This window comes from Sphingomonas sp. CCH5-D11 (genome assembly GCF_001557395.1).
Taxonomy (GTDB): Bacteria; Pseudomonadota; Alphaproteobacteria; order Sphingomonadales; family Sphingomonadaceae; genus Sphingomonas.
Window position 1 is genome coordinate 36,009 of record NZ_LSKH01000214.1, and the last position, 23,820, is coordinate 59,828.

Here is a 23,820-nt window from a genome sequence, read left to right on the forward strand (position 1 = left end):
CCCTTCGTCATTCCCGCGGAGGCGGGACTCGATACCCGCTGCGGTCAGTGATTATGGATCCCCGCCTGCGAGCCCCATCAAAGTACTAGGTTGATGGGGATTCCACGCGGGGATGACGGAAAGCTTGCTACGCCGCCTCCTTGCCGCGGGCGATGGCGACGACGCCGGTGCGAGCGACCTCAATCAGGCCGACTTCGCCCATCAGCTCGACGAATTTGTCGATCTTCTCGATCCCACCAGTGACTTCGAAGACGAAGCTGGACGTCGTCGCATCCACGACACGCGCGCGATAAACATCGGCGAGGCGCAGCGCCTCGATCCGGTGGTCACCGACTCCGCGGACCTTCACCAGCGCCAGCTCGCGCTCGACATGCGCGCCTTCCGCGGTAAGGTCGCGGACCTTGTGGACCGGCACCAGCCGGTCGAGCTGCGCCACGATCTGTTCCAGCATGGGCTTGCTGGCCGACGTAACGATCGTAATCCGGCTGACTGCCTTGTCGGCGGTGATCTCGCTCACCGTCAGGCTTTCGATATTATAGCCGCGGGCGGTGAACAGGCCGGCGATCCTGGCCAGGATGCCGGGCTCATTGTCCACGATGACGGCAAGCGTGTGCCGCTCGGCTGCTTCGGATTTGATGTGCACTGTGGAGTCCTTCTCCCCTCCCGTGATCGGGAGGGGTGGGGAGAATAGGTCGGCGTGGAAGCGATAAGCGCTGGGGTGAGCTGGTTCAGACCAGCGCCTTGGCCTCATCGTCCATGGTGCCCGATACTTCGTTCGCCTGCAGGATCATGTCCGTGTGGGCGGCGCCGCTCGGGATCATGGGGAAGCAATTGGCAAGCTTTGCCACCATGCAATCCACCATCACCGGCCCGTCATGGGCGAGCATTTCCGCAATGCCGGCATCAAGCTGGTCCGGATGCTCGATCCGAATGCCCTTCCACCCATATGCTTCCGCCAGCTTCACGAAATCGGGCAACGAATCCGAATAGCTTTCGGCGTAGCGGCTTTCATAGGTCAGTTCCTGCCACTGCCGAACCATGCCCATATACTCGTTGTTCAAGATGAAGACCTTTACCGGCAGGCGATATTGCGTCGCCGTGGCCAGTTCCTGGATGTTCATCTGGATCGAGGCCTCGCCAGCGATGTCGATCACCAGGGCGCCGGGATTGCCGAGCTGCGCGCCAATCGCCGCCGGCAGGCCATAACCCATGGTGCCTAGCCCGCCGCTAGTCAGCCACTTGTTCGGCTTTTCAAAGCCGAAATGCTGCGCGGCCCACATCTGGTGCTGCCCCACCTCGGTGGTGATGATCGGCTCGCGTGCGTGTGTCGCCTCCCACAGCGCCTTGATCGCGCGCTGCGGCATGATGACCTCGTCGTCCTGCGGAAAGTTCAGGCTCTGCACCGCGCGCCAGCCCTGAATGCGGCGCCACCACTCGGCTGTGTCAGGCTTTGGATGCTGACGCGCCTTCCAGATGCGCAGCATGTCTTCCATAGCGTGGCCAGCATCGGCGACGATGCCCAGATCGATGCGCACCGTCTTGTTGATGCTCGAGCGATCGACGTCGATGTGAATCTTTCGGCTGAACGGCGAAAATGCGTCCAGGCGGCCAGTCACGCGATCGTCAAAGCGGGCGCCGATGGCGATGATCAGATCCGCCTGGTTCATCGCCATATTGGCTTCATACGTCCCGTGCATGCCCAGCATGCCCAAAAACTGCGGCGAACTGGACGGATAGGCGCCCAGCCCCATCAGCGTCGACGTGACCGGCGCGCCTGTCAGTCGGGCAAGCTCCTGCAGTAACTGCGAGGCGGCAGGACCGGAATTGATAATGCCGCCACCCGTGTAGAAGATCGGGCGTTCGGCAGCCGCCAGCATGTCCACGGCCTGCTCGATATTGCTGCGATCCGCCTTCAGCGCAGGACGATAAGTCTTGTGCTGGATCGGACCCGGCTTCTGATAAGCGGCTGTGGCGACCTGAACGTCTTTTGGTATGTCGATCACGACCGGGCCGGGCCGCCCGGACGTGGCGATATGGAAGGCTTCATGGATCACGCCGCCAAGCAGCGCCGGATCCTTCACCAGATAGTTGTGCTTGGTACAGTGCCGGGTGATGCCAACAGTGTCGGCCTCCTGGAAGGCATCGGACCCGATCAAGGCGGTGGGCACCTGTCCGGTGATGACGACCATAGGGATCGAATCGAGCAGCGCATCGGTGATGCCCGTGACGGCATTGGTCGCCCCCGGACCGGAGGTCACCAGAACCACGCCCGGCTTACCCGTCGAACGCGCATATCCCTCCGCCGCATGCGTGGCGGCCTGCTCATGACGAACAAGCACGTGGCGAATGCGCTTTGCGCGGAAAAGCGCGTCGTAAATCGGAAGAACGGCGCCACCTGGATAGCCGAAGATGACTTCCACGCCGAGATCGCACAGCGCCTCGACCAGGATGTCTGCTCCGCTCTTCTCCGTCACGTCGAATTCCTTCCTTTACTGGCGCCGCATGGTCACGGCGGGAGTGGGGCGCGCGCTACGCCGCTTAAAATTGCGCGTCAAGGCTAGTTGTTGAAATATTCTTTCACATTGACGAGCCTGGGATCTATCACATGTGGCCAGTCGCCCGGAAACTGATGGCGGAACCACGTGAATTGCCGCTTGGCATAACGCCGGGTGGCAAGCACGGATTGCGAGATGGCTTCGCTCGTCGTGATCTCGCCCCGGAGCATGGTCGCGATCTCCTCCACGCCGATAGCTCGGCGGATCGGCGCCTCAGGAGGCACGTCCGGTTGCTCCAGGAGGGCTGCGACTTCTTCCACAGCGCCTTGCATGAACATCGACTGCAGCCGCGCTTCGATCCGCTCATATAATTCCTGGCGATCCGGCAGGATGATCATCGGCAAGACCGTCACTTCATCTGCGATGCCGCCGGTCCGCTCTGCCTGCCAAGTGGAAAGGGGTCGACCAGTGGATCGGACCACCTCAAGCGCGCGTGCCACCCGCGTGCTGTCGGTGGGCGCAAGCCGCGCCGCCGCCTGCGGATCCTCGGTGCGCAATGCTGCATGCGTCTCCGCAACCGGCAATGCACGCACGCTTTTTCGGATCGCCGGATCGATCGAAGGGACTGGCGCGATTCCGTCCAGCAACGTGCGCATGTAGAGACCGGTACCTCCCGTGACGATCGGCATCCGGTCGTCGGAGATCAGATCGCGGATTGTTTCACGCGCATCCTGTGCCCAGCGAGCGGCGGAGCAGGCCTCCGCTCCGCCGATATAGCCGTAGAGGCGGTGCTCGGCCTCGCTCTCATCCTCGATTGTCGGGCGTGCTGTGATGATGCGCAGATCCCGATACACCTGGCTGGCATCGGCATTGATGATCACGCCGCCTGTTTGCCGCGCCACGGCCATGGCCAGTGATGACTTGCCGCTGGCGGTAGGCCCTGCGATGAGCGCCAGCTTCGGAAGGGAAAGTTTCTTGTTCACTGCAACCTTGATAGCAGCGGGCCGCCTATCGCCCCAGACCCTCTCGTCGGCCGTTGAGCGCCTCGCGACTGCGGGTTGCGTGCCGAGCGGCTGGGCGTGGCTGGACGAAGGAGATGCGGCTGATATCGGCTTCGAAGTGGGCCTGGTGGCCGCCAGAACCACTCTGCAGGGCGTGTTCGACGGCGTGGACGTGGTGGTTCAGCCAAGCGATCGACGCGAGAAGCGCTTGTTGGTCGCGGACATGGATTCGACCATGATCACCGTCGAATGCATCGACGAACTGGCGGATTATGCCGGAATCAAGCTGCAGATCGCGGAAATTACCGAGGCGGCCATGCGTGGCGAACTGGACTTTGCCGCGGCTCTAGACGCGCGCGTCGCCTTGCTGAAGGGCCTAGATGCCGCAGCGATCGAGCAGTGTCGGAACGAACGCGTGCGCCTGATGCCGGGCGCGCGTACGCTGGTTCGCACGATGCGATCGCGTGGCGCCAAGACCATTCTTGTGTCGGGCGGGTTCACCGCATTTGCGGAGCCCGTTGCAGCGGACATTGGCTTCGACCGAGCCATCGCGAACGTTCTTGAGGTGGGTAAGGGGGTACTGGCCGGGACGGTTTCGAAGCCTATCGTGGATTCGTCGACCAAGGAAAGGACGCTTAGAGAGGCGCGCGCCGAACTCGGCCTTGCGGAAGAGCTTACGCTGGCAGTGGGCGATGGAGCCAATGATCTGGCAATGATCGACATCGCCGGTCTGGGTGTCGCCTATCGTGCCAAGCCAGTCGTCGCTGCCGCCGCAGCGGCTCGCATCGACAATAATGATCTGACCGCACTTCTTTGGGCGCAAGGGATCCGCCGGTCGGAGTGGGTGGGCAGCTGATCCGCGAAGGGCAGCTAATCGTTTCGTTGACGGTAGAGCCGCGTCATGATCGTTGCGCGGCTGTAACCGGTTCCGTAGGTTGTTGCGACTTACCCGCACTGCTGGAGAGGAGTTAAATGACAGGGGCCACGATCCGGGACGTGGCGCGCCTCGCTTCTGTCTCGGTCGCGTCAGTATCCAGAACCCTGAACGGCGCCGCCAATGTTCATCCGGAAACGCGCGCTCGCGTGCTCGCCGCGGTGGATGACCTTGGTTATGTGCCGCACGCCGGCGCGCGAAGCCTCAGCCTCTCGCGAACACATGCAATCGGCGTAGTGCTGCCGGATCTACACAGTGAATTCTTTTCCGAAATGATCCGCGGCATGGACCGAGAGGCAAGTGCGCGCGGGTACCACCTTCTTCTTTCAAATATTCAGCCCGACACGGATCATGCGTTGAAGGCGCTACGCGCGATGCGGGGGCGTATCGACGGGCTCGTTCTGATGGCCCCGAACGTCGATCCGTTGGCGCTCGCGGCCATGTTGCCGTCAAACATGCCGACCGTGACGATCAATACGCACGTGGAGACGAAGGAAGGCAGGCTGCGGGTCGACAACCGCGCCGGCGCAACGGCGATGATCCGCCATCTGATAGAGCAGGGTCGGCGACGTATCGTTCATGTTGCCGGACCGGCCGTCAACTCTGATGCGCGGGAGCGGCTGGAGGGTTGTAGCGCTGCTCTTCCCGCCCAGGTTGAGCTCCGCGTGACGCACGGCGACTTCACTGAGCAATCTGGCGCAGACGCAATCAATCCAATGCTTGCCGACAATGTCCCTTTCGACGCCGTGTTCGCGGCGAATGACATGATGGCGCTTGGCGTTCTGCATGCGCTGCGAGCGGCTGGACGAAGGGTGCCGGCCGACGTGGCGGTTGGCGGCTTCGATGATGTTCCGCTCGCGCGATATCTCTCGCTCACCACCATGCGGGTTCAAATGGCGGAGATGGGCGCGCGTGCGGCCGCACATCTGATCGAAACCTTGGTGGGCGAAGCAGGGACGCCCGTCGACGAGACCATCGTGCCGGCGCTTGTGGTTCGCGGTACGAGCGTGCTGGAGTAACGAATGCTTGATCGCCGGACATTCCTTGCGAACACCTCATTTGGCCTTGCGGGACTAGCGTCGGGGTGTGCCGATCCGGCCATTCCGGTCACGCCAAGTCCCAAGCCGCCGGCGCTGCCCGACTTCTACGAAGAGATCGAATATCGCACCTTCCGCTATTTCCGGGACACGGTGAATGCGGCGAACGGCCTGATTCCCGACCGGTGGCCAAGCCCGAGCGCGGCCAATATCGCCGCAGTGGGCGCGGCATTGGCGATCTGGCCGATGGCGGTCGATCGTGGTTGGATCAGCCGGGATCTGGCGCTGACCCTGACACGCGCGGCGCTTCGCTTCTTCGATGAGGCGCCGCAGGGTGAGGGACCCAGTGGGATGAGCGGCCATCGCGGCTTCTTTTATCGCTTGATCGATATGAGAAGCGGCGCGCGGTACAAGAAGGCCGAAATTTCCAGCGTGGACACCGCCTCCCTTCATCTCGGGATGCTCTTTGCCGCCGGATGGTGGAGCGGCGATAACGAAGACGAGCAGGAGGTTCGCCGCCGCGCGACGGACATCGTGGATCGCGCCGAGTGGCTTTGGTTTCAGAACGGCAGCGCGGAGATATCGCAGAGTTGGCGTCCGGAGGGCGGCTTCGCCCGCTCCGGTGTGATTGGCTACAATGAGGGGCTGACCGCCGTACTCCTGGCACTGGGATCGGCGCGCCATGCCGTGGAGGACGGCGCCTGGGAGGCCTGGAGTGCACCCTATCCGCGCTTGTGGCGAGGCGAAGGTGAGACCCGCCACCTTGCTTACGGTCCTTTATGCGGCCATCAGCTTGGCCATATGTGGATCGATTTCCGCGGGATCCGCGACACGGTGATGCGCGGCGCCGGCTTCGATTACTTCGAGAACAGCCGCAGGGCGACCTACGCCAACCGAGCCTATTGCATCGCCAATCCGATGCGGTGGGACGGCTATTCCGCAGACCTTTGGGGCTTGACGGCGAGCGACGGGCCCGGTGCGTTTCAACTGCCGTTCAAGGGCGAGACACGCACGTTCCACGGCTATGCCCGGCGAGGCCCGCTCGATCTGCCGGGGGAGAGGGATGACGGCACATTGTCGCCTGCCGCATCGCTCGGGAGTCTGCCGTTCGCGCCCGAGATCGTGCTTCCCGCCGCCAAGGCGTTCATGGCCGTTCCGGGCTTGTACCGTGAATATGGTTTCCTGAATGGGTACAATCCGAGCTTCCGTTTCACTGACCGGAAAGTTGAAACGGGCAATCTCAACCTGCAGAGCGGATGGGTGGCGGGAGACTATCTTGCGCTAACGCAGGCGCTGATCCTTGTTCAGGCTGCGAATGCGCGAAGTGATTTCGTGTGGAAGATCATGCGGCGCTCTCCGGTGCTACGTCGCGGGTTGACGCGCGCGGGGTTCACCGGAGGATGGATCGAGCAGAAGTCCGATTAGAAGAAGCGAGCCTTTTGCGCAATTGATGGGCCATGGGCCCGGATGAGAATGTCATATCGGTAAAGAATAAAAATCGTCGATAAACCGAGGGAGAGAGAGGATGCGGGCTGTGCCAGAGGTAATCAGTCGCCTGGATGGCGCGGGTGCGATCGTCACCGGTGCCGCCAGCGGAATGGGCAGGGCGACAGCCGTCCTACTGGCTCGGGCCGGGTCCAGCGTTGCTGTAACAGACGTGCGGCTCGAAGCGGCCCAGTCGGTTGCGGATGAAATCACGGGTGAGGGCTTACGGGCCAAGGCGTGGGCGCTCGATGTGGCGGATGCCACCCACATGACCAGCGTCGTTCAGGACGTAGCCGCGGCGTTCGGCGATCTGTCGATCATCGTGAACAATGCGGGGATCTCTGCCAATCTGCCGATCGACGATGATCGCTACGATCAGCATTGGGATCGGCACCTTTCCGTCCTGTTGACCGCGCATCAGCGCCTGATCCGCGCGGCTCTCCCCCACCTTCGGCGCGCCGCGAACCCGCGGATCGTCAACATCGCCTCGACCGAGGGGCTGGGCGCTACCGCCGGATTCAGTGCTTACTCTGCCGCGAAAGCTGGCGTCATTGGTCTGACCCGTAGCCTCGCGGTGGAACTCGGCAAGTCGGGCATCACGGTCAATTGCATCTGCCCGGGCCCGGTCGAGACAGGAATGACTCAAGCGATCCCGGATGAGGCAAAGCAGATCTATGCTGCACGCCGGACGGCGCTACGCCGCTATGGTCTGCCGGAGGAAGTAGCGTTCATGACGGCAAGCCTGTGCGCGCCGGGCGCAAGCTTCGTCACAGGCGCCATTATTCCCGTCGATGGTGGTCTGATGGCGCGCAACGCCTGAAATCAGGCTGGAAGGGCAGCCGCAGAGGCTTGTTCGACCCGGCCGCGCGAAGCGAGCATCAGGGTCGAACTGGCCTTTGCAAGGACGCGGCCGGTAGCGTCGAGCAGTCGTCCTTCGAAGAAGCAGGTGCTGCGGCCCCGGCGCTCTACCCAGCCTTCCGCGATCACGAGTCCCGGCCGGGCGGGTGCGAAGAAACTTACCTTCAGTTCAAGCGACATGGGGACGATATCGGGGCCGCCCATCGCGATCGCCGCATGCGCCATGGCAGCGTCGATCCAACCGGTCACAAAGCCTCCCTGAACGACGCCGCCTGAGTGGCACATGTGGTGACCCGCGCGATATTCGAGCCGTGCTCGGCCCTCCACATCCATTTCGATCACTCGAACCAGCCCCAAGGTGCGGCTCAGCTCCGGCAGTGCATCATCCTGATCGCTCATTCAGCCTCTCTTTTTAACGCGCATGATGTCCGCTGCGGCTGGCGCTATCAAGAGCGGGGTATCAGGCGGCCAGCGCCAGCTGGTCGCGCCCGGCATGCTTAGCCTTGTAGAGTGCCTGATCGGCGGAACGCAGCACCTCTTCCGGCGGCTGATTGCGCAGGTATGGAGCGACCCCTCCGCTTACTGTGACGAAAATGAGCGCACCCTCAGCTTGCACGCCCACTTCCGCAATCGTCTGGCGCAGTCGTTCGCAGACCAGCGCCGCCTGGCTGATCGTTGCATCTGGCAGGACGACCGCGAACTCTTCTCCGCCAAGTCGCGCCACCAGATCCTGATCGCGGACGCTGGCTCGGGCGAGAGCGGCGAAGCGGCGCAGCACCTCATCGCCTGCAGCGTGCCCGTGCGTATCGTTGACACGCTTAAAATGATCGAGGTCGAACAGGGCGAGGCACCCTCCCGAACCGGAGGAAAGACGGGCCCTGAGCTCCTCGTCCAGGCCCCGGCGATTGGCGAGCCCAGTGAGCGGATCCGTCAAAGCGGCACGCGCCAGACGCTCTTCGTGCGCCTTTCTGTTCGAAATGTCCCGGATCGCGCTGACGACACCCGTAACCGTGCCAGTTTCGTCGGTGACCGCGCGGCTGTGTGTTTCGAACCAGCGGACGTCCCCAGTTTCGATCACGCCGCGATATTCATTCACATGGGTGCGATCCGGATCCGCCACGATGCGGCGGAACGATGCACGCGCCCGCTCCCCGTCCGCCTCGAGGAGCAAGCCACCAATCCTGCGGCCGATCAGTTTTTCTGGGGCGAAGCCGCTGATCTGTCGGATTGATGCTGAAGCGAACAGCAGTCGTCCTGATCGATCGAGATTGATAACGATGTCGGTCGAGTTTTCCATGAGCACGCGGTACCGCGCTTCACTTTCACGCAATTGTCGGAAGAGTTTGGCGCGTTGCTGCAGTTCCGCGTTGGCTGGCAGGATCGTCAGCATCGCGCACGCGATATAGAGCTGGAGGAACTGCATTCTTGCGCCAAGTGGCGCGTCAATCAGGCCGATGGGTCCATGCCCTTGGAACGTTAGCGTCCCACCGATCACCGCGAGAATGACGATCGAGGCGGCGGTCGAAAGAGCACCTCCGCGGAAGGTGGCAAGCACCGTCGGCAGCATGGGCAGGAACAGCAGCGGAAGGCGGTCCTGGGCGAAGCTGACATAGCTGACTACCGCAACCAGCGTCACCAGGGCGCAGAATTCCGCTGCCTTGCGCCGGTCCATTCGCTTCATGAGGCGGGTAGCGTCGCCACGCATGACCAGCAGGAAAATGGGCATGAACGTCAGCGTGCCGAGGGCATGCCCGCTGTACCAGTTCAGCGCATTCCTCAGAAAGGGCTGATCGGCACCCAGCGATAGCACGCTCGCAGCCAGAAGGGCTGAGAGAAAGGGTGCGATGACACCAGCCGCAAGGGCGAAGATCACAAGCCAGCGGTGGGAATCCAGCACTGACCGATGTGGTGCCAGGCGGTTGAGAAAAGCAGCGCCAACGGCCGCTTCGAACATGTTGATGGCCGCAAAGGGAAGCGCCATCTGCGGCCCGAGGCCCCAAAGGGCGGTCGCACTGGCGCTTGCAACCGCGCAGGCGGCCAGCGGCGCCATCCATTGCTGGAACGGCCGGGTGTTCAGCCATGCCGTGAGAAGCGCCGTCGCGATCCACAGAAATGCGACGCCTTCGTCGAAACGGGTGAGACGGAGCGTCCCTGCGCAAATGACGAAATATGCGCAGCCAAGTAAGATCGAAGAGGCGATTCGCGGTTGTGTGGTGGTCGCCATGACGCGGCCGATACAAGCAGAGCGTAAACGGCGCGTTGCTTGGCTAAAAATCAGGGTCCGTTCGCCGCCAGTTCCGCCAGCCACGAGGAGGCAGTGCCATCCGAAGGCGCGCGCCAGTCACCCCGCGGAGACACGGCGCCGCCCGCCGACACCTTGGGCGAGTTCGGCAGGGCCGATCGCTTGAATTGGCTCGTCTGGAAGAAGCGGACGAGAAACTTTTCCAGCCAGCCTTTCACCACATCAATGTCGTAAGCCGTACGCGCTTCCTCCGGATATCCGATTGGCCACCGTCCGGCATCCACATCTCGCCAAGCATGCCAGGCGAGAAAGGCGATCTTGGAAGGGGCGAGCCCATGGCGGATCACGTAATGCGTGAAGAAGTCGTTCAGCGAATAGGGACCGATCTTGCTTTCGGTGCTTTGCATTGCGCCGGATTCGTCAGCGGGCACCAGCTCGGGTGAAATCTCCTGGGCCAGAATAGCCTCAAGGACCGCATCGGTCTGCGGATCATATTGATCCGTCGCAATGCACCAGCGGATCAGGAACTGGATCAACGTCTTGGGCACGCCTGCGTTGACGCCATAGTGGCTCATATGGTCGCCGACGCCATAGGTGCACCAGCCGAGGGCGAGCTCGCTGAGATCGCCCGTGCCGACCACGATGCCGCGACGCTGGTTGGCGATGCGGAAGAGATAGTCTGTCCGCAGGCCAGCCTGAACATTTTCGAAGGTGACGTCATAGACGGGCTCACCCTTGGCGTAAGGGTGAGCCATCCCTTCCAGCATGGTCCGAGCGGCGGGACGAATATCGATTTCTTCGGCGGTGATGCCGAGCGCATGCATCAGTTTCCAGGCATTATCCTTCGTGCCTTCGCTAGTCGCGAACCCCGGCATGGTGATGCCAAGTATGTCCGAACGAGGACGGCCCAGACGGTCCAGCGCCTTTGCCGCTACGATCAGCGCATGTGTGGAATCAAGCCCCCCGGACACGCCGATCACCAATCGCTCCACACCCGTGGCAACGACCCGCTTCAGCAATCCTTCTACCTGGATGTTGAACGCTTCGTAGCAATCCTCATCAAGGCGGGACGGGGTGTCGGGAACGAAGGGAAAGCGCCGTATCGCCCGCTTGAGCCCAACGTCGGCGTAATCGGGAGCGTGATTGAACGCGATACGTCGAAACCGAGTCTCAGGGTGGCCGGAAAAGGCCGCTGCGTCCCCGAACGTGCCCGTCCGTAGACGTTCCTGGGTCAGGCGCTCACAATCCACGTCCGCTATCACCAGCTCAGGATCGAGCGCGAAGCGTGTGGAGGTTGCCAGCGGCTCACCGAGTTCGTGGATCGTGCCTTGGCCATCCCATGCGAGATCGGTCGTGCTTTCGCCAGGGCCTGCGGCGGAATAGACGTAGGCGCAAACGGCGCGCGCGGATTGTGCAGCGGAGAGCATCGCCCGCTCTCGCGATTTCCCGATCACCACATTTGATGCAGAGAGATTGCAGCAGACCAAGGCGCCAGCAAGCGCGCCCGCAGTGGAGGGCGGGGTGGGCGACCAGTAATCCTCGCAGATTTCGGCGTGGAAGAAGAAATGCGGCAGATCCGCCGCCTGAAATAAGAGATCGGTGCCGAAAGGCACCGTTTGCCCGTTCAGGTCCATCGAACGCCCGGTCAGACCGGATCCGCTGCTAAACCAGCGCTTTTCGTAATATTCCCGGTAGTTCGGCAGGAAAGTCTTGGGGACCACACCCAGGATCTTGCCCCGGGCGACCGCGACGGCACAGTTATACAGCCTGCCGTTCCTTGGCAGTGCCACACCCACAAGAAGGACAGGTCTGAGGTTTGCCGTGCCCTCGGCTACGGCGAGGAGCGCCTCACAGGACGCATTCTGCTGCGCGGACTGGAGGTGCAGATCATCGATCGCGTAGGAGCTGAGGTTAAGCTCGGGGAAAACGACAAGGTCGACCGCTTCTTTGTGCGCGCGTGCCGCCAACTCCAGCGTTGCCTTCGCGTTCGCAACCGTGTCTCCGACACTGGCGATCGGAGTAGCCGCCGCCACGCGAAGCATGCGGTGGTGGTGAATGGAAGTGAAGCGCTCGTTCATTGCGGAACCGTTATCCTTCTTTCTGACGCGACGCCAAGGAGGCTATGCCGAACAGCTCGCCTCGTTGCGATCACGACATTGGTGCCGGACAACGGTCATTGCGCTTGTTTGTTCGCCGGAGACCTGTGCTGATCGCCGTTCCGCTGCCCTCCCCAATTGGGGGAGCCGCTGGTCAAACCCGACCAGCGTCCTTAATGACGCAACGCAACGCAACAATGTGAGGGGAAGCTGATCATGACTCCTGCTGAGATGACCGCCAAGATTGCAGAAGGCCAGGGTTTCATCGCCGCTCTTGATCAGTCGGGTGGCTCCACGCCGAAGGCGCTGAAGGGGTACGGCATCGAAGAGGGGGCCTGGTCTACAGAAGAGGAGATGTTCGGCCTCATCCATGACATGCGCGCACGCATCATCACCTCACCGGTGTTCACGGGCGACAAGGTGATTGGCGCCATTCTGTTCGAGCGGACCATGGATGGCCAAGCCGGCGGCAAACCCGTCCCGCAGGCGTTGCAAGACCGCGGCGTTGTGCCTTTTCTGAAGATCGACAAGGGGCTGGAAGACGAAGACAACGGCGTTCAGCTCATGAAGGCAATGCCGGGGCTGGATGCGCTGCTCGATCGCGCGGCCAAGCTGGGCGTTTTCGGAACCAAAGAGCGTTCGGTGATCAACCTTGCCAATCGTGAGGGCATCGCGGCCGTTGTGGCGCAGCAGTTCGAAGTTGCGCAGCAGGTCCTCTCCCATGGGTTGGTTCCGATCATCGAACCGGAAGTCAACATCAAGAGCGCCGAGCGTGCCGAGGCGGACGCCATCCTGCTCGAAGAGCTGACCAAGGCACTCGACGCGATGGGTGGCGATCAGAAGGTGATGCTGAAGCTTTCCTTGCCGACGAAGCCCGACCTGTTCCTGCCGCTGGTAGAACATCCGCGCGTCCTGCGCGTCGTCGCGCTTTCCGGTGGCTATGCCCGTCCGGAAGCGTGTCGTGAGCTTGCCCGCAACCATGGGGTTATCGCCAGCTTCAGCCGCGCGCTGCTCGAGGATCTCCGCCACGGTATGAGCGACGCCGAATTCAATGAATCTCTTGGCGCGGCGATCGATCAGATCTGGACCGCATCGGCGAAAAAGGAGGCGCTGTCGGCCGCGGCTTAATGGCTTCCGGGTCGTAGCCGGAATGACCGCGTCAGGATCATAGAAGTGAAATGCATCGGGCTGATCGACACGTGCGATCGGCCCGTTTCATTAACGGGCGATGGCTGAAACCTATGAACAATCGGCGAAGGCAGGGCTCCAAGTGGGTGCCGTACGGCCAATTGGAACTTTGTTCATTCGCCGCGCACTCCGTTCGACGACCGGGAAATGTAAGTTTAGGATGCAGTTGACCGCCGACGGTTGATCGTGGCAGTGAGCGCCCGTCCGATGGATGCGCGGGTATAGCACAATGGTAGTGCAGCAGCCTTCCAAGCTGAATACACGGGTTCGATTCCCGTTACCCGCTCCACCGGCACGTTGAGGCGCGGTCGGCTGACCGGCCAGCGTTCCTAAAGAACATCACCTTCTTGTTCGATCGAGGTGCCGTTTGCCGCGCTCATTCCGTTCAAGCGCCGCTCCAGGACCGCGATGCGTCGATCCATCGAGATAATCAGGTCCAGTAATGCGGGCACGACCGTGGCCGGCGCAGCATACCCAGGATCGGGCTCCGGAGCGCGGTGCGGAGGGTTGAGGATAAGGCCGAAATCACGCGCGAGTGCTGCATTTTCTTGCCCGAACGCCGTGACGAACTCTCCCCATTTCTCAGCGGAAGGAACAGTCGATGCGGGATCGACATCCCGATATCGCTTCTTCTCGACGCCATTCGTCGCGAGCAAGCGCTGAAGCGTGCCGGGCAGGGCCGCGCCTTCATTCTGCCCCTGAAAAAGCCGATACAGCGTCATGATCGTGGGATCGGGCGTACGGTAGTGCCAGTTTGCTTCGGCAGTTCCATCCGTTGCTGGCAGACCGGCAGTGACGAGAAAGTCGCTGACCACATCAGGCGTTTGATCGTAGGAGCGAATATGCAGTCGCTCCGGTCCGACAGCCTTTTGCCAGCTTTCGATCACCTGCCGATAATCGGCGCCGCGTGATTTCGCTTCAGGAAGCCAGTCTCTGAAGGTCGGTATCGGACCTGGCGTCGATTTGTGTTTCACGCCCCATTGCAGGTAGGCGGAGATCAACCAACTCGCCTGATGTCGAAAATACAGAATGATCTCCACGCTGCAGACCGGCGCAAGCCTCGCGGCGACCTTCGACAACAGGTCCGCATGCATGGCCAGTTCGATGTGGCTCCAGATGAAGGTCCTGATCGCCGGTCGGGCCTGCATGCGTTGCGTGATCAGCGAGACGAGCCGGTCTTCGATGTTTGGATCGTCGGTCAACGCGCGAGCGAGATCATCCGAAGAGGTAAAATCATGCTGCGTGGTCTCCCCACGTTCCAGGTACATACCGAGGTAGCCGGCGTCGTCGTTGCGCAGTGCGGCGCCCTGCTCGCGACAGTATTTCTGGATTGCGGACGATCCCGACTTGCCCAGCCCCGCATGGATCACGAGCCGTCGAGATACTGGCGGATCAGCTTCAAACATCTTGTCGCAATACCTCTTCGTAGAAGTTGTGACCACTTTAACCTAAGTTATGGAGAAAAGCCGACTTTGTTCGGCTGCGTAATAAACTGTTCCGGCCTGGATGCGTTCGGGGATGCGCTACAGCGATAGCGAGAGAGGCTCCCCATGTATTATCATGACCGACGGCTTCAGTATCCGGTTCGTGTGGATACGCCTAATCCCCAGTTTGCCCGAATGCTCCAGCAAGCGATCGGCGGGGTCGAAGGTGAGATCCGTGTCGCCATGCAATACTTTTTCCAAGCGTGGGGCAACCGTGCGCCGACCACGAAATATCGGGACCTGTTGCTGAACACGGCAACGGAAGAACTAGGGCACATTGAAATGCTGGCTACAGCAGTGGCCTTGAACCTCGAGACGGCGCCGAGCTCTGCTCAGGAGGAAGGCGCAACCGACAGTATCGTCGGTGCCGTTATGGGCGGCGGCAATGCCAAGCACGCGATTGAAGGGATCATCCACAAGAATTTGCTGTCGTCCGGCATGGCAGCGATGCCCATCGATTCTGACGGCGTGCCGTTCAACATGAGCCATATTTACGCCAGTGGGAACGCAGCGGCTGACATGTTCTGCAACGTAGCTGCCGAGAGCACCGGTCGTGTTCTTGCAGTGCGATTGTTCAATGCCACTGAAGATCCAGGTATGAAGGATATGCTCCGGTTCCTTATTGCTCGGGATACCATGCATCAGCAACAATGGCTCGCGGCGCTCGAGGATATGGGCGGGCTGCGCGCGGCATTGCCGATCCCGAACAGCTTCCCGCAGAGCGAAGAGAATCAGGAGCATAACCACGATTTCTTCGTCACCTCCCTCGACGGCAGCTTCCCGGAAGGGCGCTGGACCGACGGAGAAACGTTCGACGGCAAGGGTGAATTCAGCGTCTTTCGCGCACAGCCGTTGGGGGAGGAGCCGGTGCTTGGTCCGGCGAGGCCTGACGGCGGGGCGCAGACCGAGCAGATTGGCGGCTAGGCCGTTTCGGGCTGAACCAGAAACATAGAAGGCGGGCCGATCGGCCCGCCTTCTATGTGCAGCTTCAGAGAGGCGTTACGGGCGACAAGTGCAGCGCGAGAATAGTTTTCCCAAGCAAGCTGGCGTGTTTGGCTGCCTTGCGAAAACTTGGTGGGTTTTCCGGTGCTGTTGTTAAAGGAGTTTCGTCGCTGACGCCGACAAGTCACACCGGCGTTTAGAGCGGTCTATTTCCGCGCTACTTGGGGAACTCTCCCGACCCGGCGAGAGGATGGTGGAAGGGGCTGGATTCGAACCAGCGTACACTTGCGTGGGCAGATTTACAGTCTGCTGCCTTTAACCACTCGGCCACCCTTCCACAGGGCCGCTTCGTTAGAGCGAGGGCGCCCAATGCCGAAGCCTGGGCGGCCTGTCAACGCATGTGATCACGGTGTGGTGGAATTTTGCTGGCTCCCTGTCAGGCGCCAACTTTCCGCCGCTGCACTTTGCGCTTATGCGGGGGTTCTGGAGCGTAGCAGACGAACGGGTCGACCATTCGCGGGCACCTGCTCGATCGTTCCCGACCAACCTTTACGATCAAACCGGAAGAGACGAACTGATGGCGCGCCGTGGACATCGCCCAAGCCAAGCACCTGGCAACCGACCCCGCTTCTGGGGGCGCCATGCCGTGATTGCAGCGCTCGCGAACCCTGACCGTACCGTGAAGAAGCTGTGGGGCACGCGGGAGGCGCTGGCGAACCTGCAACTCCCGCCGCTTCTGCCGGTCGTCTACGCTGATGTTGCCGATCTGGGGCGCATGGTGCCGGCGGACGCGCCGCATCAGGGGCTGGTGGCGGAGGTGGATCCGCTTGAGGAGATCTGGCTGGGAGATCTGCTGGATCAGGGGCGCGATGATCGTCGTCCACTCGTAATCCTGGATCAGGTGACCGACCCGCATAACGTGGGTGCGGTGCTGCGGTCGGCGGCGGCGTTCGATGCCCTGGGGATCGTCACCCAGGATCGCCATGCGCCGCCGGAATCGGGAGCGCTCGCCCGCTCGGCGTCTGGCGCGCTGGAGACGGTTCCGTGGGTTCGCGTGGTGAACCTGGCGCGGGCGCTGGACGAGATTGCGGAAGCGGGCTTCTGGCGCATCGGCCTGACCGGGCACGCGACGCAAACGCTTGGGGAGTCCATGGGCGAAGGGCGGATCGCCCTGGTTCTGGGTGCGGAAGGCGAAGGGATGCGCCAGAACACCGAGGCACATTGCGATCAGCTCGCCAAGCTCCCGATCAGTCCCAATGTCGAGAGCCTCAACGTTTCGAACGCGGCGGCGATCGCCTTATACGCTATCGCCACGCGATAGGCGGGACATCGGCTCAGGGTTCATGAGTGTCGATTGATGAGGTGGCAGGCGAAGCTTCACGCACCGGCAGCAGCATGCCGGTGCGTGTCTGGTGAAGCCTCAGTCTTCCTCGGCGATCCGAACCTTCAAGCCATCAAGTTCCGGGCCGAACGGCAGCTGACACGAAAGCCGGGAAGTGCCATCGCGGCTGCTGGACGATTCCAAGAGGTCATTCTCGTCTTCGGTCATCGGCGGCAGTTTGTCCGCAAATTCCGGGTCGACATGGATGTGGCAGGTCGCGCAGCTGCAGCAACCACCGCAAAGCGCGAGGATTTCATCGATGCCGCCGTCGCGAATGACTTCCATGACTGACAGCCCCGCCGCGCCATCGATGATACGTTCTTCCCCGTCCCGCAGCGTGACGATAAGCTTGGACATTATGCTCTCCCCGCAAGTTTCCTGTTCCATTGCCGATCTTGAGGGCAAGCTGCAATGGGGCTGAGCGCCGAGCAGCTGCGCGAGGGCGTCGATGCGCTCGCCCGGCTTGAACCCAAATTTGCGCCAGCCTTGGAGCGCGTTGGCTATCCGCCCACCCGGATCCGCGAGCGCGGCCATGTTACGCTGATGCGAACAATCGTCGGGCAGCAGGTGAGCGTGAAGGCCGCCGAGGCGATGTGGCGGAAGCTGATCGACCTGATTGGAGACCCCGTGGATCTGGATCGTCTCGGCCACGCCAGCGACGAGGAGATGCGATCCGCGGGCATGTCCCGGCAAAAAACGGCCTATCTGCGGAGCCTTTCGGAAGAGGTCGTCAGCGGACGGCTGGACTTCGCCCATTTGCCGGCGGACGACGATGAGGCCGTTGCGCTGCTGATGCGCGTAAAGGGCATCGGACGCTGGTCGGCCGAAATCTACCTGTTGTTCGCAGAAGGCCGGCCGGACATCTGGCCAGCCGGTGATTTGGCGGTGCAGATCGAGGTAGGCAAGATCCTGGGGCACGATACGCGCCCCAGCGAAAAGCTGACGCGGGAGCTCGCCGCGCCGTGGAGCCCGCATCGCGGGGCCGCTGCCATCTTTGCCTGGCACCATTATGGCGCAAAGGGAGAAGCGGTGCCGGTCTGATCCTCGCCGCGCGCGCGGTGAGCCGATGAAGGATTACCGGGCGGCCTTCCAGACCTGCGTCTGACAGATGAAGGAAACGCACCCTTTCACCCGCAGCGTGCCATTCTCACCGCGAGTAACGATCGACTTGTAGCTCTTGCCGTTGCGCGGATCATAGATTCGGCCGCGCCACTCCTCGCCCGCATCGCTAAAGCCGGACAGGATCGGCAATCCGATCATCGGCCGAGCGCGAAGCTTGGCATCGGGGTTGTTGACATCGGTAGCGGGAGCGCCGGGGCGGGGCTTCACCACCGAAGCAATCCTGCCGCACGTGCTGGCGCCGCAAGGCCCCACTTGAATGATAGCGGATCCATCTTCGGTCAGCCACCGGCCGGCGATCGGTTGTGCCGCATGCGCCGACCCGGCAAGGGAGAGGGCGAAAAGGGCGGCGGCGGCGCGGATGATCGTCATGCCGATCTTATCGGAGGAGCGCGATGAACACGCAATGGACGATTGGGATCATCGGCGGCTCGGGCCTTTACGCCATCGATGGCCTGGAGGATGCGGAGTGGCGATCGGTGGCGAGCCCCTGGGGTACGCCGTCGGACGACATTCTCTTCGGTCGCATAGGCGATGTCGGACTCCGCTTCTTGCCGCGCCATGGCCGTGGACACCGGATCGCCCCGCATGACATTCCGGTGCGAGCGAACATCGACGCATTGAAGCGGGCAGGGTGCACGGACCTACTTGCCTTATCCTCGGTCGGTTCGCTGCAGGAGGAAGTGGCGCCCGGCCAGTTCGCCATCGTCAACCAGTTCATCGACCGCACGGTCACCCGCCCGGCGAGCTTCTTCGGCACGGGGCTGGTGGCGCACGTGTCGCTGGCGGACCCGGTGTGCGAGCGGCTGTCCGCATTCGCCGCCGCTGCCGTGCAGGCAGCCGGTGGCAGGGTGACGGAAGGCGCCACTTACCTCGCGATGGAGGGACCGCAGTTCTCGACCCGCGCCGAGAGCCTGATGTATCGCGCATGGGGCGGAGACGTGATCGGCATGACCGGCATGCCGGAGGCGCGGCTCGCCCGCGAAGCCGAGCTGCCCTACGCGCTGGTCGGGATGGTGACCGACTATGATTGCTGGCGAGAAGACGAAGCCGCTGTCGACGTGAACGCGATCCTGTCGCACATGGCCGCCAACGGCGCGATCGCACGAGCGGCGGTGAAGGCGCTGGTCGCCAGCCTGCCCGCCGAGCGCACTCCATCCCCGATCGATACCGCGCTGGACGGCGCCATCATCACCGCATCAATGGCGCGCGATCCTGCGCTGGTCGAGCGCAACGCGGCCATTCTTTCCCGATTGAAACGTTGAAACTCCCAAGCGAATTCCGCATTGCAGCGGGAATGACCCCGCCTGCTGCCGAGCTGATGCGATCGCTTCCGGAGGTTCACGCCTCCATCCGGGTGCCGGAAGGCGCGAGCTTCTGGCGCCGGCTGTTCGCCTTTGTCGGACCCGGCTGGCTGGTGGCCGTCGGCTATATGGACCCGGGGAACTGGGCCACCGACATCGCCGGGGGATCGGCCTTTGGCTACACGCTGCTGAGCGTCATTCTTCTTTCCAACCTGATGGCAATCGTGCTCCAGGCGCTGTCAGCACGGTTGGGGATTGGCGCCGGTATGGATTTGGCGCAGGCGTGCAGACGACAATATTCGCGGCCGGTTTCCATGGTGCTGTGGCTCTTGTGCGAGATCGCGATCATCGCGTGCGATCTGGCGGAGGTGCTTGGCACGGCGATCGCGCTGAAGCTGTTGTTCGGACTGCCGCTGGTCGCAGGGGTCTGCGTCACGGCGCTTGACGTATTCCTGATCCTGGCATTGCAGCGCTACGGCTTTCGTCGCCTGGAGGCATTTGTCGCATCGCTGCTGATCGTGATCGCCGGTTGCTTTGCGCTTGAGCTCGCATGGGCCGGACCGGACTGGGGCGCGGCCGCGGTGGGACTGATCCCGTCTGCTGAAATCGTCAGCAATCCCGCCATGCTCTACATCGCCATCGGCATTCTTGGCGCGACCGTGATGCCCCACAACCTGTACCTGCACTCGGCGATCGTGCAGACCCGGGCTGTCGGAACGAAGGTTGCCGAAAAGCGCGACGCGCTGAAGATGGCAACGATCGATTCCACCGTCAGCCTTGGCCTGGCGTTCTTCATCAACGCCGCAATCCTCGTGTTGGCGGCCGCGACCTTCCATGTCGCGGGACGGACGGAAGTGGCAGAGATCGAGGAAGCGCATCGCCTGCTCGCGCCCATGCTGGGCGTCGGCGTGGCGAGCGTCGTTTTCGCCGTTGCGCTGTTGGCGAGCGGTCAGAATTCCACCGTGACTGGCACCTTGGCCGGTCAGATCGTTATGGAAGGCTTTCTTGAGCTTCGTCTGCCGCTCTGGCTGCGGCGGATGATTACGCGCGGGCTGGCGATCATCCCCGCGGTGATCGGCGTGGCGCTGGCGGGAGACAACGGAGCGACGCAGTTGCTCGTCCTCAGCCAGGTGGTGCTCAGTCTGCAACTTCCATTCGCGGTGCTGCCGCTGGTAGCGTTCACCGGAAGTCGGCGGATGATGGGGCCGCTGGCGGCGCCACGGTGGCTGGCATTGCTTGCGTGGGGCATCGCCGCCGCGATCGTCACCTTGAACGGCTGGATGCTCTGGGGCCTTATCACTGGATAATTCGGCCGAAGTTTGCTGCGGGTGTTGACGATCAGGCCACCAGCCGCTCGCGGAGCGCTTCACGCCGGGCTGCGTCGACGCCCAGCACTTCATCGGCATAGCGTTCGACGGAGCCGTGATGCTCGATAATCGAGCGGGAAGCAGCCTCGAGATACTGGGCGTCCACGCCCATCAGCGTCTCGATGGCCTCATCGGTGATCTGTGGACCATAACGCTGACGGATCGAGTCACCGGCGGCGGCAATGCGCCGCTTCTGATCGCCCGCTGCATTTGTGAGCAGGTAATCGGCCATCACGTCATCTTCGTGGACGCCAAGAAGCCGGTGAAGCAGGGCGGCGGCAAGGCCGGTGCGATCCTTGCCCGCGAGGCAATGAAGCAGGCTGGGCCCCTGGCGTGTCGCCAGCGCTTCGAAATATAGAGTAAGCGATCGGACCAGCACGGTCCGGAACGGCATGTTTTCGTACAAACGCGTCATCGCCGCGCGCGCCTCGGCAGCGGTTGTGATCCCGCTGCCCGCTTCCTCATGCGGCGCCAGTTCCGACCCGGCGGTCTCGCCCGGTGCGAAAAGCACCAGGCCGTCAAAGCCGTCATGACGAAGGCAAGGCATAAGCTGCCGCTCGCTATCCCCGCGAAGATCAATGACCGTCGCGATGCCGAGGTTTGCGACGCCGGCAAGATCGTTGGATGTGGCATCGCCATGCTGCCCAGAGCGCCAAAGGACACCCTGCCGCAATCGGCCCTCGCGCCCGGCATAGCCGCCATAGTCACGGAAGTTGTGGATACCTTCAAAGACGAGGACACGATCGTTCATGCGCGACTGCTACCGCATCCACATGACAATGTCGCGTCAATTAAGCGGATCGGCTTAGAGGAGCCCATGCCCTTCCGAAGACTGACAAATCACGTCAGGCCGGGTCACCGTCCTTGTATTTCATTTCCAGAAAGCGGCCGCGCGTTTCCAGCGAATCGAGATCGCCGCGCGCCAGCTCCTCGCTTAGCTGGCCGATTTCGCGCTCTATCAGTTCCAGTCCTTCGACCAGCTGCCGATCGGGTGTCTTGCCGTTACGCTCGGTATCCCGAAGGTCCGCGGGGACGCGCTGATAGTCGCGAATGAATTCGGGCAGCTGCTCGCCGACCAGGCGCCGGATATCGAGCGCCGCGGGCGTGTCATCCTCCACCGACGCCAGCTGCTTGCCGAGCGTATCCAGTCGCAGGCCGATCCGGTCGGTCACCTGAACCGCCGGGGCGGGCAGGGCCGGCCGCTGCGCATCGAGCCAGCGGGTGGTCTGGGTTGGCAATGCCTTCAACTCGCTTTTGGCAAGCTTTTCGTGCGTCACCGGTTTGGGCCCTGGCGCAAAGGCAATGGCCAGCGTCACCGCCATCATGACCATCATCACTGCAAGCGCGCCGAACAGGCCCAGAGGAGCCACGGCCAGCCCGATCACAGCAGCGGCAATCAGGATGGCGGCGTTGGCAATGCCGATGGCGGCGACGCGTTTGGCAAGGCTGCGTCCCTCTCGCGGTCGGCGGCGGACCGGCACGTGCTCGAACGACTGCAGCCTGACCCGATCGAGCGTGCCACGTGCCCGCGCAAGCGCGTCGTCGGTATCGTAAGAGGTCACAGCGCCTCCAGCTTGAAGGTTTCAGGCGAGGAACCGACGCGGTTCTGTGCGGCGCCTTCCGCTCGGGCGATATAGCCGCGCGACTTTTCCACCTCGTTCGACAGTGTGTCGACCGTGCTCTTCATCGAATCGAGCGCCTTCAACTTGAACGTGTCGATCGCGTCCATCGTTTCGTAGATGTTCTGGAACGCACGCTGGAGTGTTTCCAGCGGAATGGCCGAGCTTGCCGCCTGTTCGTGGATCCGGGCGGTGTTCGACCGCAGCAGCTTGCCGGTCGAATCGATGATGCCGGCAGTGGTGTTGTTCAGCTGCGTGATCTGTTCCAGCACCAGCTTCTGATTGGTCATCGCCTGCGCGACGGTCACGGCAGTGCGCAGCGCGGCGACCGTCGTCGTGGATGCCCGATCCACGCCCTTGATCAGCTCGACGTTGTTCTTCTTGACCAGATCGAGCGCCAGATAGCCCTGAACGGTCACCGCCATCTGAGTCAGGAGATCCTGGGTCCGCTGACGTGCGTAGAAGAGCGCGCTTTCGCGGATCGCCTTGGCCTTGGCCGGGTCGGTCGCGTCCAGCTCGTTCGCCTTGTCCTCCAGCTTGCTATCCAGCATCTTCGACAGCTGAATCATCTGCTCCAGCTTGCCCATCGCGCTCCATAGATTGGCGCGTTCGGTGTCGATGGACGCATTGTCCATCAGGAGCTCGTCCTTGCCTGATCCAAGGCTTTTCAGGATGGAGGCGATGTGCGTCTGGCTGGATTTGTAGCTGTCGAAATAGTTGCGCATCTTGTTCCCGAATGGGATGATGCCGAACAGCTTCTGCGGGGCGGTAAGATTGCCCTTCTTGCCCGGATCGAGATCCTCCACGACGCGGCGCAATTGGGCCAGATCCTTGCCCACGCCGGTTTCCTGATCCATCGCCCGGACAGGGCGATCGAGAAAGCGGTTGGACTGGCCGGCCGCGTCGCGGATTTCCTTCGCGCCCATGTTGGTGATTGCATCGACCACCTTGCCGAATTCCGGGCTGTTTGCATCCCGCTCCATCAGCTGCTGAACGGCATAGTCGGCGCGTTCCTCCAGCTTGGACTTGGTGCCGTCATCGACCGGAACGAGGCCGGCTGCCTTTTCCGCAGCGACCGTCGGCACCGGATCGGGGGGCGTGAGCGTCAGCGCCGGCTCGGTCGCGGTGATCGTGTCGGGGGTGCTCGCCATGTGGTTCCTCCAGCGTTGCCGTCAGGATGGCGGCAGACGGGTCTTCGTTCAAGTGTATCAGTCATATAATACGCTGTGGAGACTGCGCAAAGCGTGAGAAGAGCGGTGCTCGACATG

At 62.4% G+C, this 23,820-nt stretch carries 22 protein-coding genes and 2 tRNA genes; 11 read left to right on the forward strand and 13 right to left on the reverse strand.

Going from position 1 to position 23,820, the window contains the following annotated elements; all coding sequences use genetic code 11:
• Positions 1 to 127 precede the first annotated feature (127 nt).
• The 3 genes from ilvN to miaA all read right to left on the reverse strand — a co-directional run bounded on the left by ilvN (position 128) and on the right by miaA (position 3,478).
• Positions 128 to 643, reverse strand: a complete 516-nt coding sequence (gene ilvN, locus AX702_RS13400) for an acetolactate synthase small subunit (RefSeq protein WP_066780346.1) — start codon at positions 641 to 643, stop codon at positions 128 to 130.
• 85 nt (positions 644 to 728) lie between these two features.
• Entirely contained in the window at positions 729 to 2,474 is a 1,746-nt protein-coding gene (locus AX702_RS13405) for an acetolactate synthase 3 large subunit (RefSeq protein WP_066780347.1), read from the reverse strand.
• Between the two features lie 83 nt (positions 2,475 to 2,557).
• Positions 2,558 to 3,478, reverse strand: coding sequence for a tRNA (adenosine(37)-N6)-dimethylallyltransferase MiaA (gene miaA / locus AX702_RS13410; RefSeq protein ID WP_066780349.1), 921 nt, complete (start codon positions 3,476 to 3,478; stop codon positions 2,558 to 2,560).
• Here miaA and serB point away from each other — a divergent pair.
• The 4 genes from serB to AX702_RS13430 all read left to right on the forward strand — a co-directional run bounded on the left by serB (position 3,471) and on the right by AX702_RS13430 (position 7,772).
• Positions 3,471 to 4,352, forward strand: a complete 882-nt coding sequence (serB, locus tag AX702_RS13415; protein ID WP_066780351.1) for a phosphoserine phosphatase SerB — start codon at positions 3,471 to 3,473, stop codon at positions 4,350 to 4,352. The two genes, miaA and serB, sit on opposite strands and share 8 nt — an antisense overlap.
• Before the next feature lie 116 nt (positions 4,353 to 4,468).
• Entirely contained in the window at positions 4,469 to 5,449 is a 981-nt protein-coding gene (locus AX702_RS13420) for a LacI family DNA-binding transcriptional regulator (RefSeq protein ID WP_066780353.1), read from the forward strand.
• 3 nt (positions 5,450 to 5,452) lie between these two features.
• Positions 5,453 to 6,892, forward strand: coding sequence for a glucoamylase family protein (locus AX702_RS13425; RefSeq protein ID WP_066780356.1), 1,440 nt, complete (start codon positions 5,453 to 5,455; stop codon positions 6,890 to 6,892).
• A 100-nt stretch (positions 6,893 to 6,992) separates the two neighbouring features.
• Positions 6,993 to 7,772 (forward strand): SDR family NAD(P)-dependent oxidoreductase, encoded by a 780-nt coding sequence (locus tag AX702_RS13430; protein ID WP_066780357.1) that lies wholly within the window; start codon positions 6,993 to 6,995, stop codon positions 7,770 to 7,772.
• Positions 7,773 to 7,774: 2 nt separating this feature from the next.
• On the opposite strand, the gene AX702_RS13435 is transcribed toward AX702_RS13430, so the two are convergent.
• The 3 genes from AX702_RS13435 to AX702_RS13445 all read right to left on the reverse strand — a co-directional run bounded on the left by AX702_RS13435 (position 7,775) and on the right by AX702_RS13445 (position 12,130).
• Positions 7,775 to 8,209, reverse strand: a complete 435-nt coding sequence (locus tag AX702_RS13435; RefSeq protein ID WP_066780358.1) for a PaaI family thioesterase — start codon at positions 8,207 to 8,209, stop codon at positions 7,775 to 7,777.
• A gap of 61 nt (positions 8,210 to 8,270) precedes the next feature.
• On the reverse strand, positions 8,271 to 10,034 hold the full coding sequence (locus AX702_RS13440) for a sensor domain-containing diguanylate cyclase (protein WP_066780360.1): 1,764 nt from the start codon (positions 10,032 to 10,034) through the stop codon (positions 8,271 to 8,273).
• 50 nt (positions 10,035 to 10,084) lie between these two features.
• Positions 10,085 to 12,130, reverse strand: coding sequence for an NAD(+) synthase (locus AX702_RS13445; protein ID WP_066780361.1), 2,046 nt, complete (start codon positions 12,128 to 12,130; stop codon positions 10,085 to 10,087).
• 234 nt (positions 12,131 to 12,364) lie between these two features.
• On the opposite strand from AX702_RS13445, the gene AX702_RS13450 reads away from it, so the two are divergent.
• Together AX702_RS13450 and AX702_RS13455 are read left to right on the forward strand one after the other, a co-directional pair.
• A complete protein-coding gene (locus AX702_RS13450; protein WP_066780362.1) occupies positions 12,365 to 13,276 on the forward strand; it encodes a fructose bisphosphate aldolase in 912 nt (303 codons plus the stop codon).
• A 275-nt stretch (positions 13,277 to 13,551) separates the two neighbouring features.
• A tRNA-Gly gene (locus AX702_RS13455) sits at positions 13,552 to 13,625 on the forward strand.
• Between the two features lie 40 nt (positions 13,626 to 13,665).
• On the opposite strand, the gene AX702_RS13460 is transcribed toward AX702_RS13455, so the two are convergent.
• Complete coding sequence (locus tag AX702_RS13460; RefSeq protein WP_156455488.1) at positions 13,666 to 14,742, reverse strand: hypothetical protein; 1,077 nt, start codon at positions 14,740 to 14,742, stop codon at positions 13,666 to 13,668.
• 144 nt (positions 14,743 to 14,886) lie between these two features.
• On the opposite strand from AX702_RS13460, the gene AX702_RS13465 reads away from it, so the two are divergent.
• Positions 14,887 to 15,744 carry a manganese catalase family protein gene (locus AX702_RS13465; protein WP_066780366.1) on the forward strand — a complete coding sequence of 286 codons (858 nt, stop codon included), beginning with the start codon at positions 14,887 to 14,889 and terminating at the stop codon, positions 15,742 to 15,744.
• 269 nt (positions 15,745 to 16,013) lie between these two features.
• On the opposite strand, the gene AX702_RS13470 is transcribed toward AX702_RS13465, so the two are convergent.
• Positions 16,014 to 16,099: transfer RNA gene (locus tag AX702_RS13470), tRNA-Tyr, on the reverse strand.
• 240 nt (positions 16,100 to 16,339) lie between these two features.
• Here AX702_RS13470 and rlmB point away from each other — a divergent pair.
• Positions 16,340 to 17,083, forward strand: coding sequence for a 23S rRNA (guanosine(2251)-2'-O)-methyltransferase RlmB (gene rlmB / locus AX702_RS13475; protein ID WP_066780368.1), 744 nt, complete (start codon positions 16,340 to 16,342; stop codon positions 17,081 to 17,083).
• Between the two features lie 99 nt (positions 17,084 to 17,182).
• Here the strand turns inward: rlmB and AX702_RS13480 are convergent, their stop codons facing one another.
• The gene (locus AX702_RS13480) at positions 17,183 to 17,500 is read right to left on the reverse strand and encodes a 2Fe-2S iron-sulfur cluster-binding protein (protein ID WP_066780370.1); all 318 of its coding nucleotides are present in this window, start codon (positions 17,498 to 17,500) and stop codon (positions 17,183 to 17,185) included.
• 54 nt (positions 17,501 to 17,554) lie between these two features.
• On the opposite strand from AX702_RS13480, the gene AX702_RS13485 reads away from it, so the two are divergent.
• On the forward strand, positions 17,555 to 18,184 hold the full coding sequence (locus tag AX702_RS13485) for a DNA-3-methyladenine glycosylase family protein (protein WP_066780372.1): 630 nt from the start codon (positions 17,555 to 17,557) through the stop codon (positions 18,182 to 18,184).
• A gap of 33 nt (positions 18,185 to 18,217) precedes the next feature.
• On the opposite strand, the gene AX702_RS13490 is transcribed toward AX702_RS13485, so the two are convergent.
• Entirely contained in the window at positions 18,218 to 18,634 is a 417-nt protein-coding gene (locus AX702_RS13490) for a DUF2147 domain-containing protein (protein ID WP_066780374.1), read from the reverse strand.
• Between the two features lie 23 nt (positions 18,635 to 18,657).
• On the opposite strand from AX702_RS13490, the gene AX702_RS13495 reads away from it, so the two are divergent.
• Both AX702_RS13495 and AX702_RS13500 read left to right on the forward strand, forming a co-directional pair.
• The gene (locus tag AX702_RS13495) at positions 18,658 to 19,527 is read left to right on the forward strand and encodes a phosphorylase family protein (protein ID WP_066780376.1); all 870 of its coding nucleotides are present in this window, start codon (positions 18,658 to 18,660) and stop codon (positions 19,525 to 19,527) included.
• 32 nt (positions 19,528 to 19,559) lie between these two features.
• Complete coding sequence (locus AX702_RS13500) at positions 19,560 to 20,873, forward strand: Nramp family divalent metal transporter (protein WP_066780378.1); 1,314 nt, start codon at positions 19,560 to 19,562, stop codon at positions 20,871 to 20,873.
• A gap of 31 nt (positions 20,874 to 20,904) precedes the next feature.
• Here AX702_RS13500 and AX702_RS13505 read toward each other — a convergent pair whose 3' ends face one another.
• From AX702_RS13505 to AX702_RS13515, 3 genes are all read right to left on the reverse strand, one after another.
• Positions 20,905 to 21,684 (reverse strand): tyrosine-protein phosphatase, encoded by a 780-nt coding sequence (locus AX702_RS13505; RefSeq protein ID WP_066780380.1) that lies wholly within the window; start codon positions 21,682 to 21,684, stop codon positions 20,905 to 20,907.
• A gap of 94 nt (positions 21,685 to 21,778) precedes the next feature.
• On the reverse strand, positions 21,779 to 22,495 hold the full coding sequence (locus AX702_RS13510) for a hypothetical protein (RefSeq protein ID WP_066780382.1): 717 nt from the start codon (positions 22,493 to 22,495) through the stop codon (positions 21,779 to 21,781).
• A complete protein-coding gene (locus AX702_RS13515; RefSeq protein ID WP_066780384.1) occupies positions 22,492 to 23,703 on the reverse strand; it encodes a toxic anion resistance protein in 1,212 nt (403 codons plus the stop codon). The genes AX702_RS13510 and AX702_RS13515 overlap by 4 nt, the downstream gene beginning before the upstream one ends.
• Positions 23,704 to 23,820 lie beyond the last annotated feature (117 nt).

Excerpts from the sequence above, each read along its gene's own strand:
- AX702_RS13420 (WP_066780353.1), top strand. The coding sequence starts at position 4,469 with ATGACAGGGGCCACGATCCGGGACGTGGCGCGCCTCGCTTCTGTCTCG.
- AX702_RS13425 (WP_066780356.1), top strand. The coding sequence starts at position 5,453 with ATGCTTGATCGCCGGACATTCCTTGCGAACACCTCATTTGGCCTTGCG.
- AX702_RS13430 (WP_066780357.1), top strand. The coding sequence starts at position 6,993 with ATGCGGGCTGTGCCAGAGGTAATCAGTCGCCTGGATGGCGCGGGTGCG.
- AX702_RS13435 (WP_066780358.1), bottom strand. The coding sequence starts at position 8,209 with ATGAGCGATCAGGATGATGCACTGCCGGAGCTGAGCCGCACCTTGGGG.
- AX702_RS13440 (WP_066780360.1), bottom strand. The coding sequence starts at position 10,034 with ATGGCGACCACCACACAACCGCGAATCGCCTCTTCGATCTTACTTGGC.
- AX702_RS13445 (WP_066780361.1), bottom strand. The coding sequence starts at position 12,130 with ATGAACGAGCGCTTCACTTCCATTCACCACCACCGCATGCTTCGCGTG.
- AX702_RS13450 (WP_066780362.1), top strand. The coding sequence starts at position 12,365 with ATGACTCCTGCTGAGATGACCGCCAAGATTGCAGAAGGCCAGGGTTTC.
- AX702_RS13460 (WP_156455488.1), bottom strand. The coding sequence starts at position 14,742 with ATGTTTGAAGCTGATCCGCCAGTATCTCGACGGCTCGTGATCCATGCG.
- AX702_RS13465 (WP_066780366.1), top strand. The coding sequence starts at position 14,887 with ATGTATTATCATGACCGACGGCTTCAGTATCCGGTTCGTGTGGATACG.
- rlmB (WP_066780368.1), top strand. The coding sequence starts at position 16,340 with ATGGCGCGCCGTGGACATCGCCCAAGCCAAGCACCTGGCAACCGACCC.
- AX702_RS13480 (WP_066780370.1), bottom strand. The coding sequence starts at position 17,500 with ATGTCCAAGCTTATCGTCACGCTGCGGGACGGGGAAGAACGTATCATC.
- AX702_RS13485 (WP_066780372.1), top strand. The coding sequence starts at position 17,555 with ATGGGGCTGAGCGCCGAGCAGCTGCGCGAGGGCGTCGATGCGCTCGCC.
- AX702_RS13490 (WP_066780374.1), bottom strand. The coding sequence starts at position 18,634 with ATGACGATCATCCGCGCCGCCGCCGCCCTTTTCGCCCTCTCCCTTGCC.
- AX702_RS13495 (WP_066780376.1), top strand. The coding sequence starts at position 18,658 with ATGAACACGCAATGGACGATTGGGATCATCGGCGGCTCGGGCCTTTAC.
- AX702_RS13500 (WP_066780378.1), top strand. The coding sequence starts at position 19,560 with ATGACCCCGCCTGCTGCCGAGCTGATGCGATCGCTTCCGGAGGTTCAC.
- AX702_RS13505 (WP_066780380.1), bottom strand. The coding sequence starts at position 21,684 with ATGAACGATCGTGTCCTCGTCTTTGAAGGTATCCACAACTTCCGTGAC.
- AX702_RS13515 (WP_066780384.1), bottom strand. The coding sequence starts at position 23,703 with ATGGCGAGCACCCCCGACACGATCACCGCGACCGAGCCGGCGCTGACG.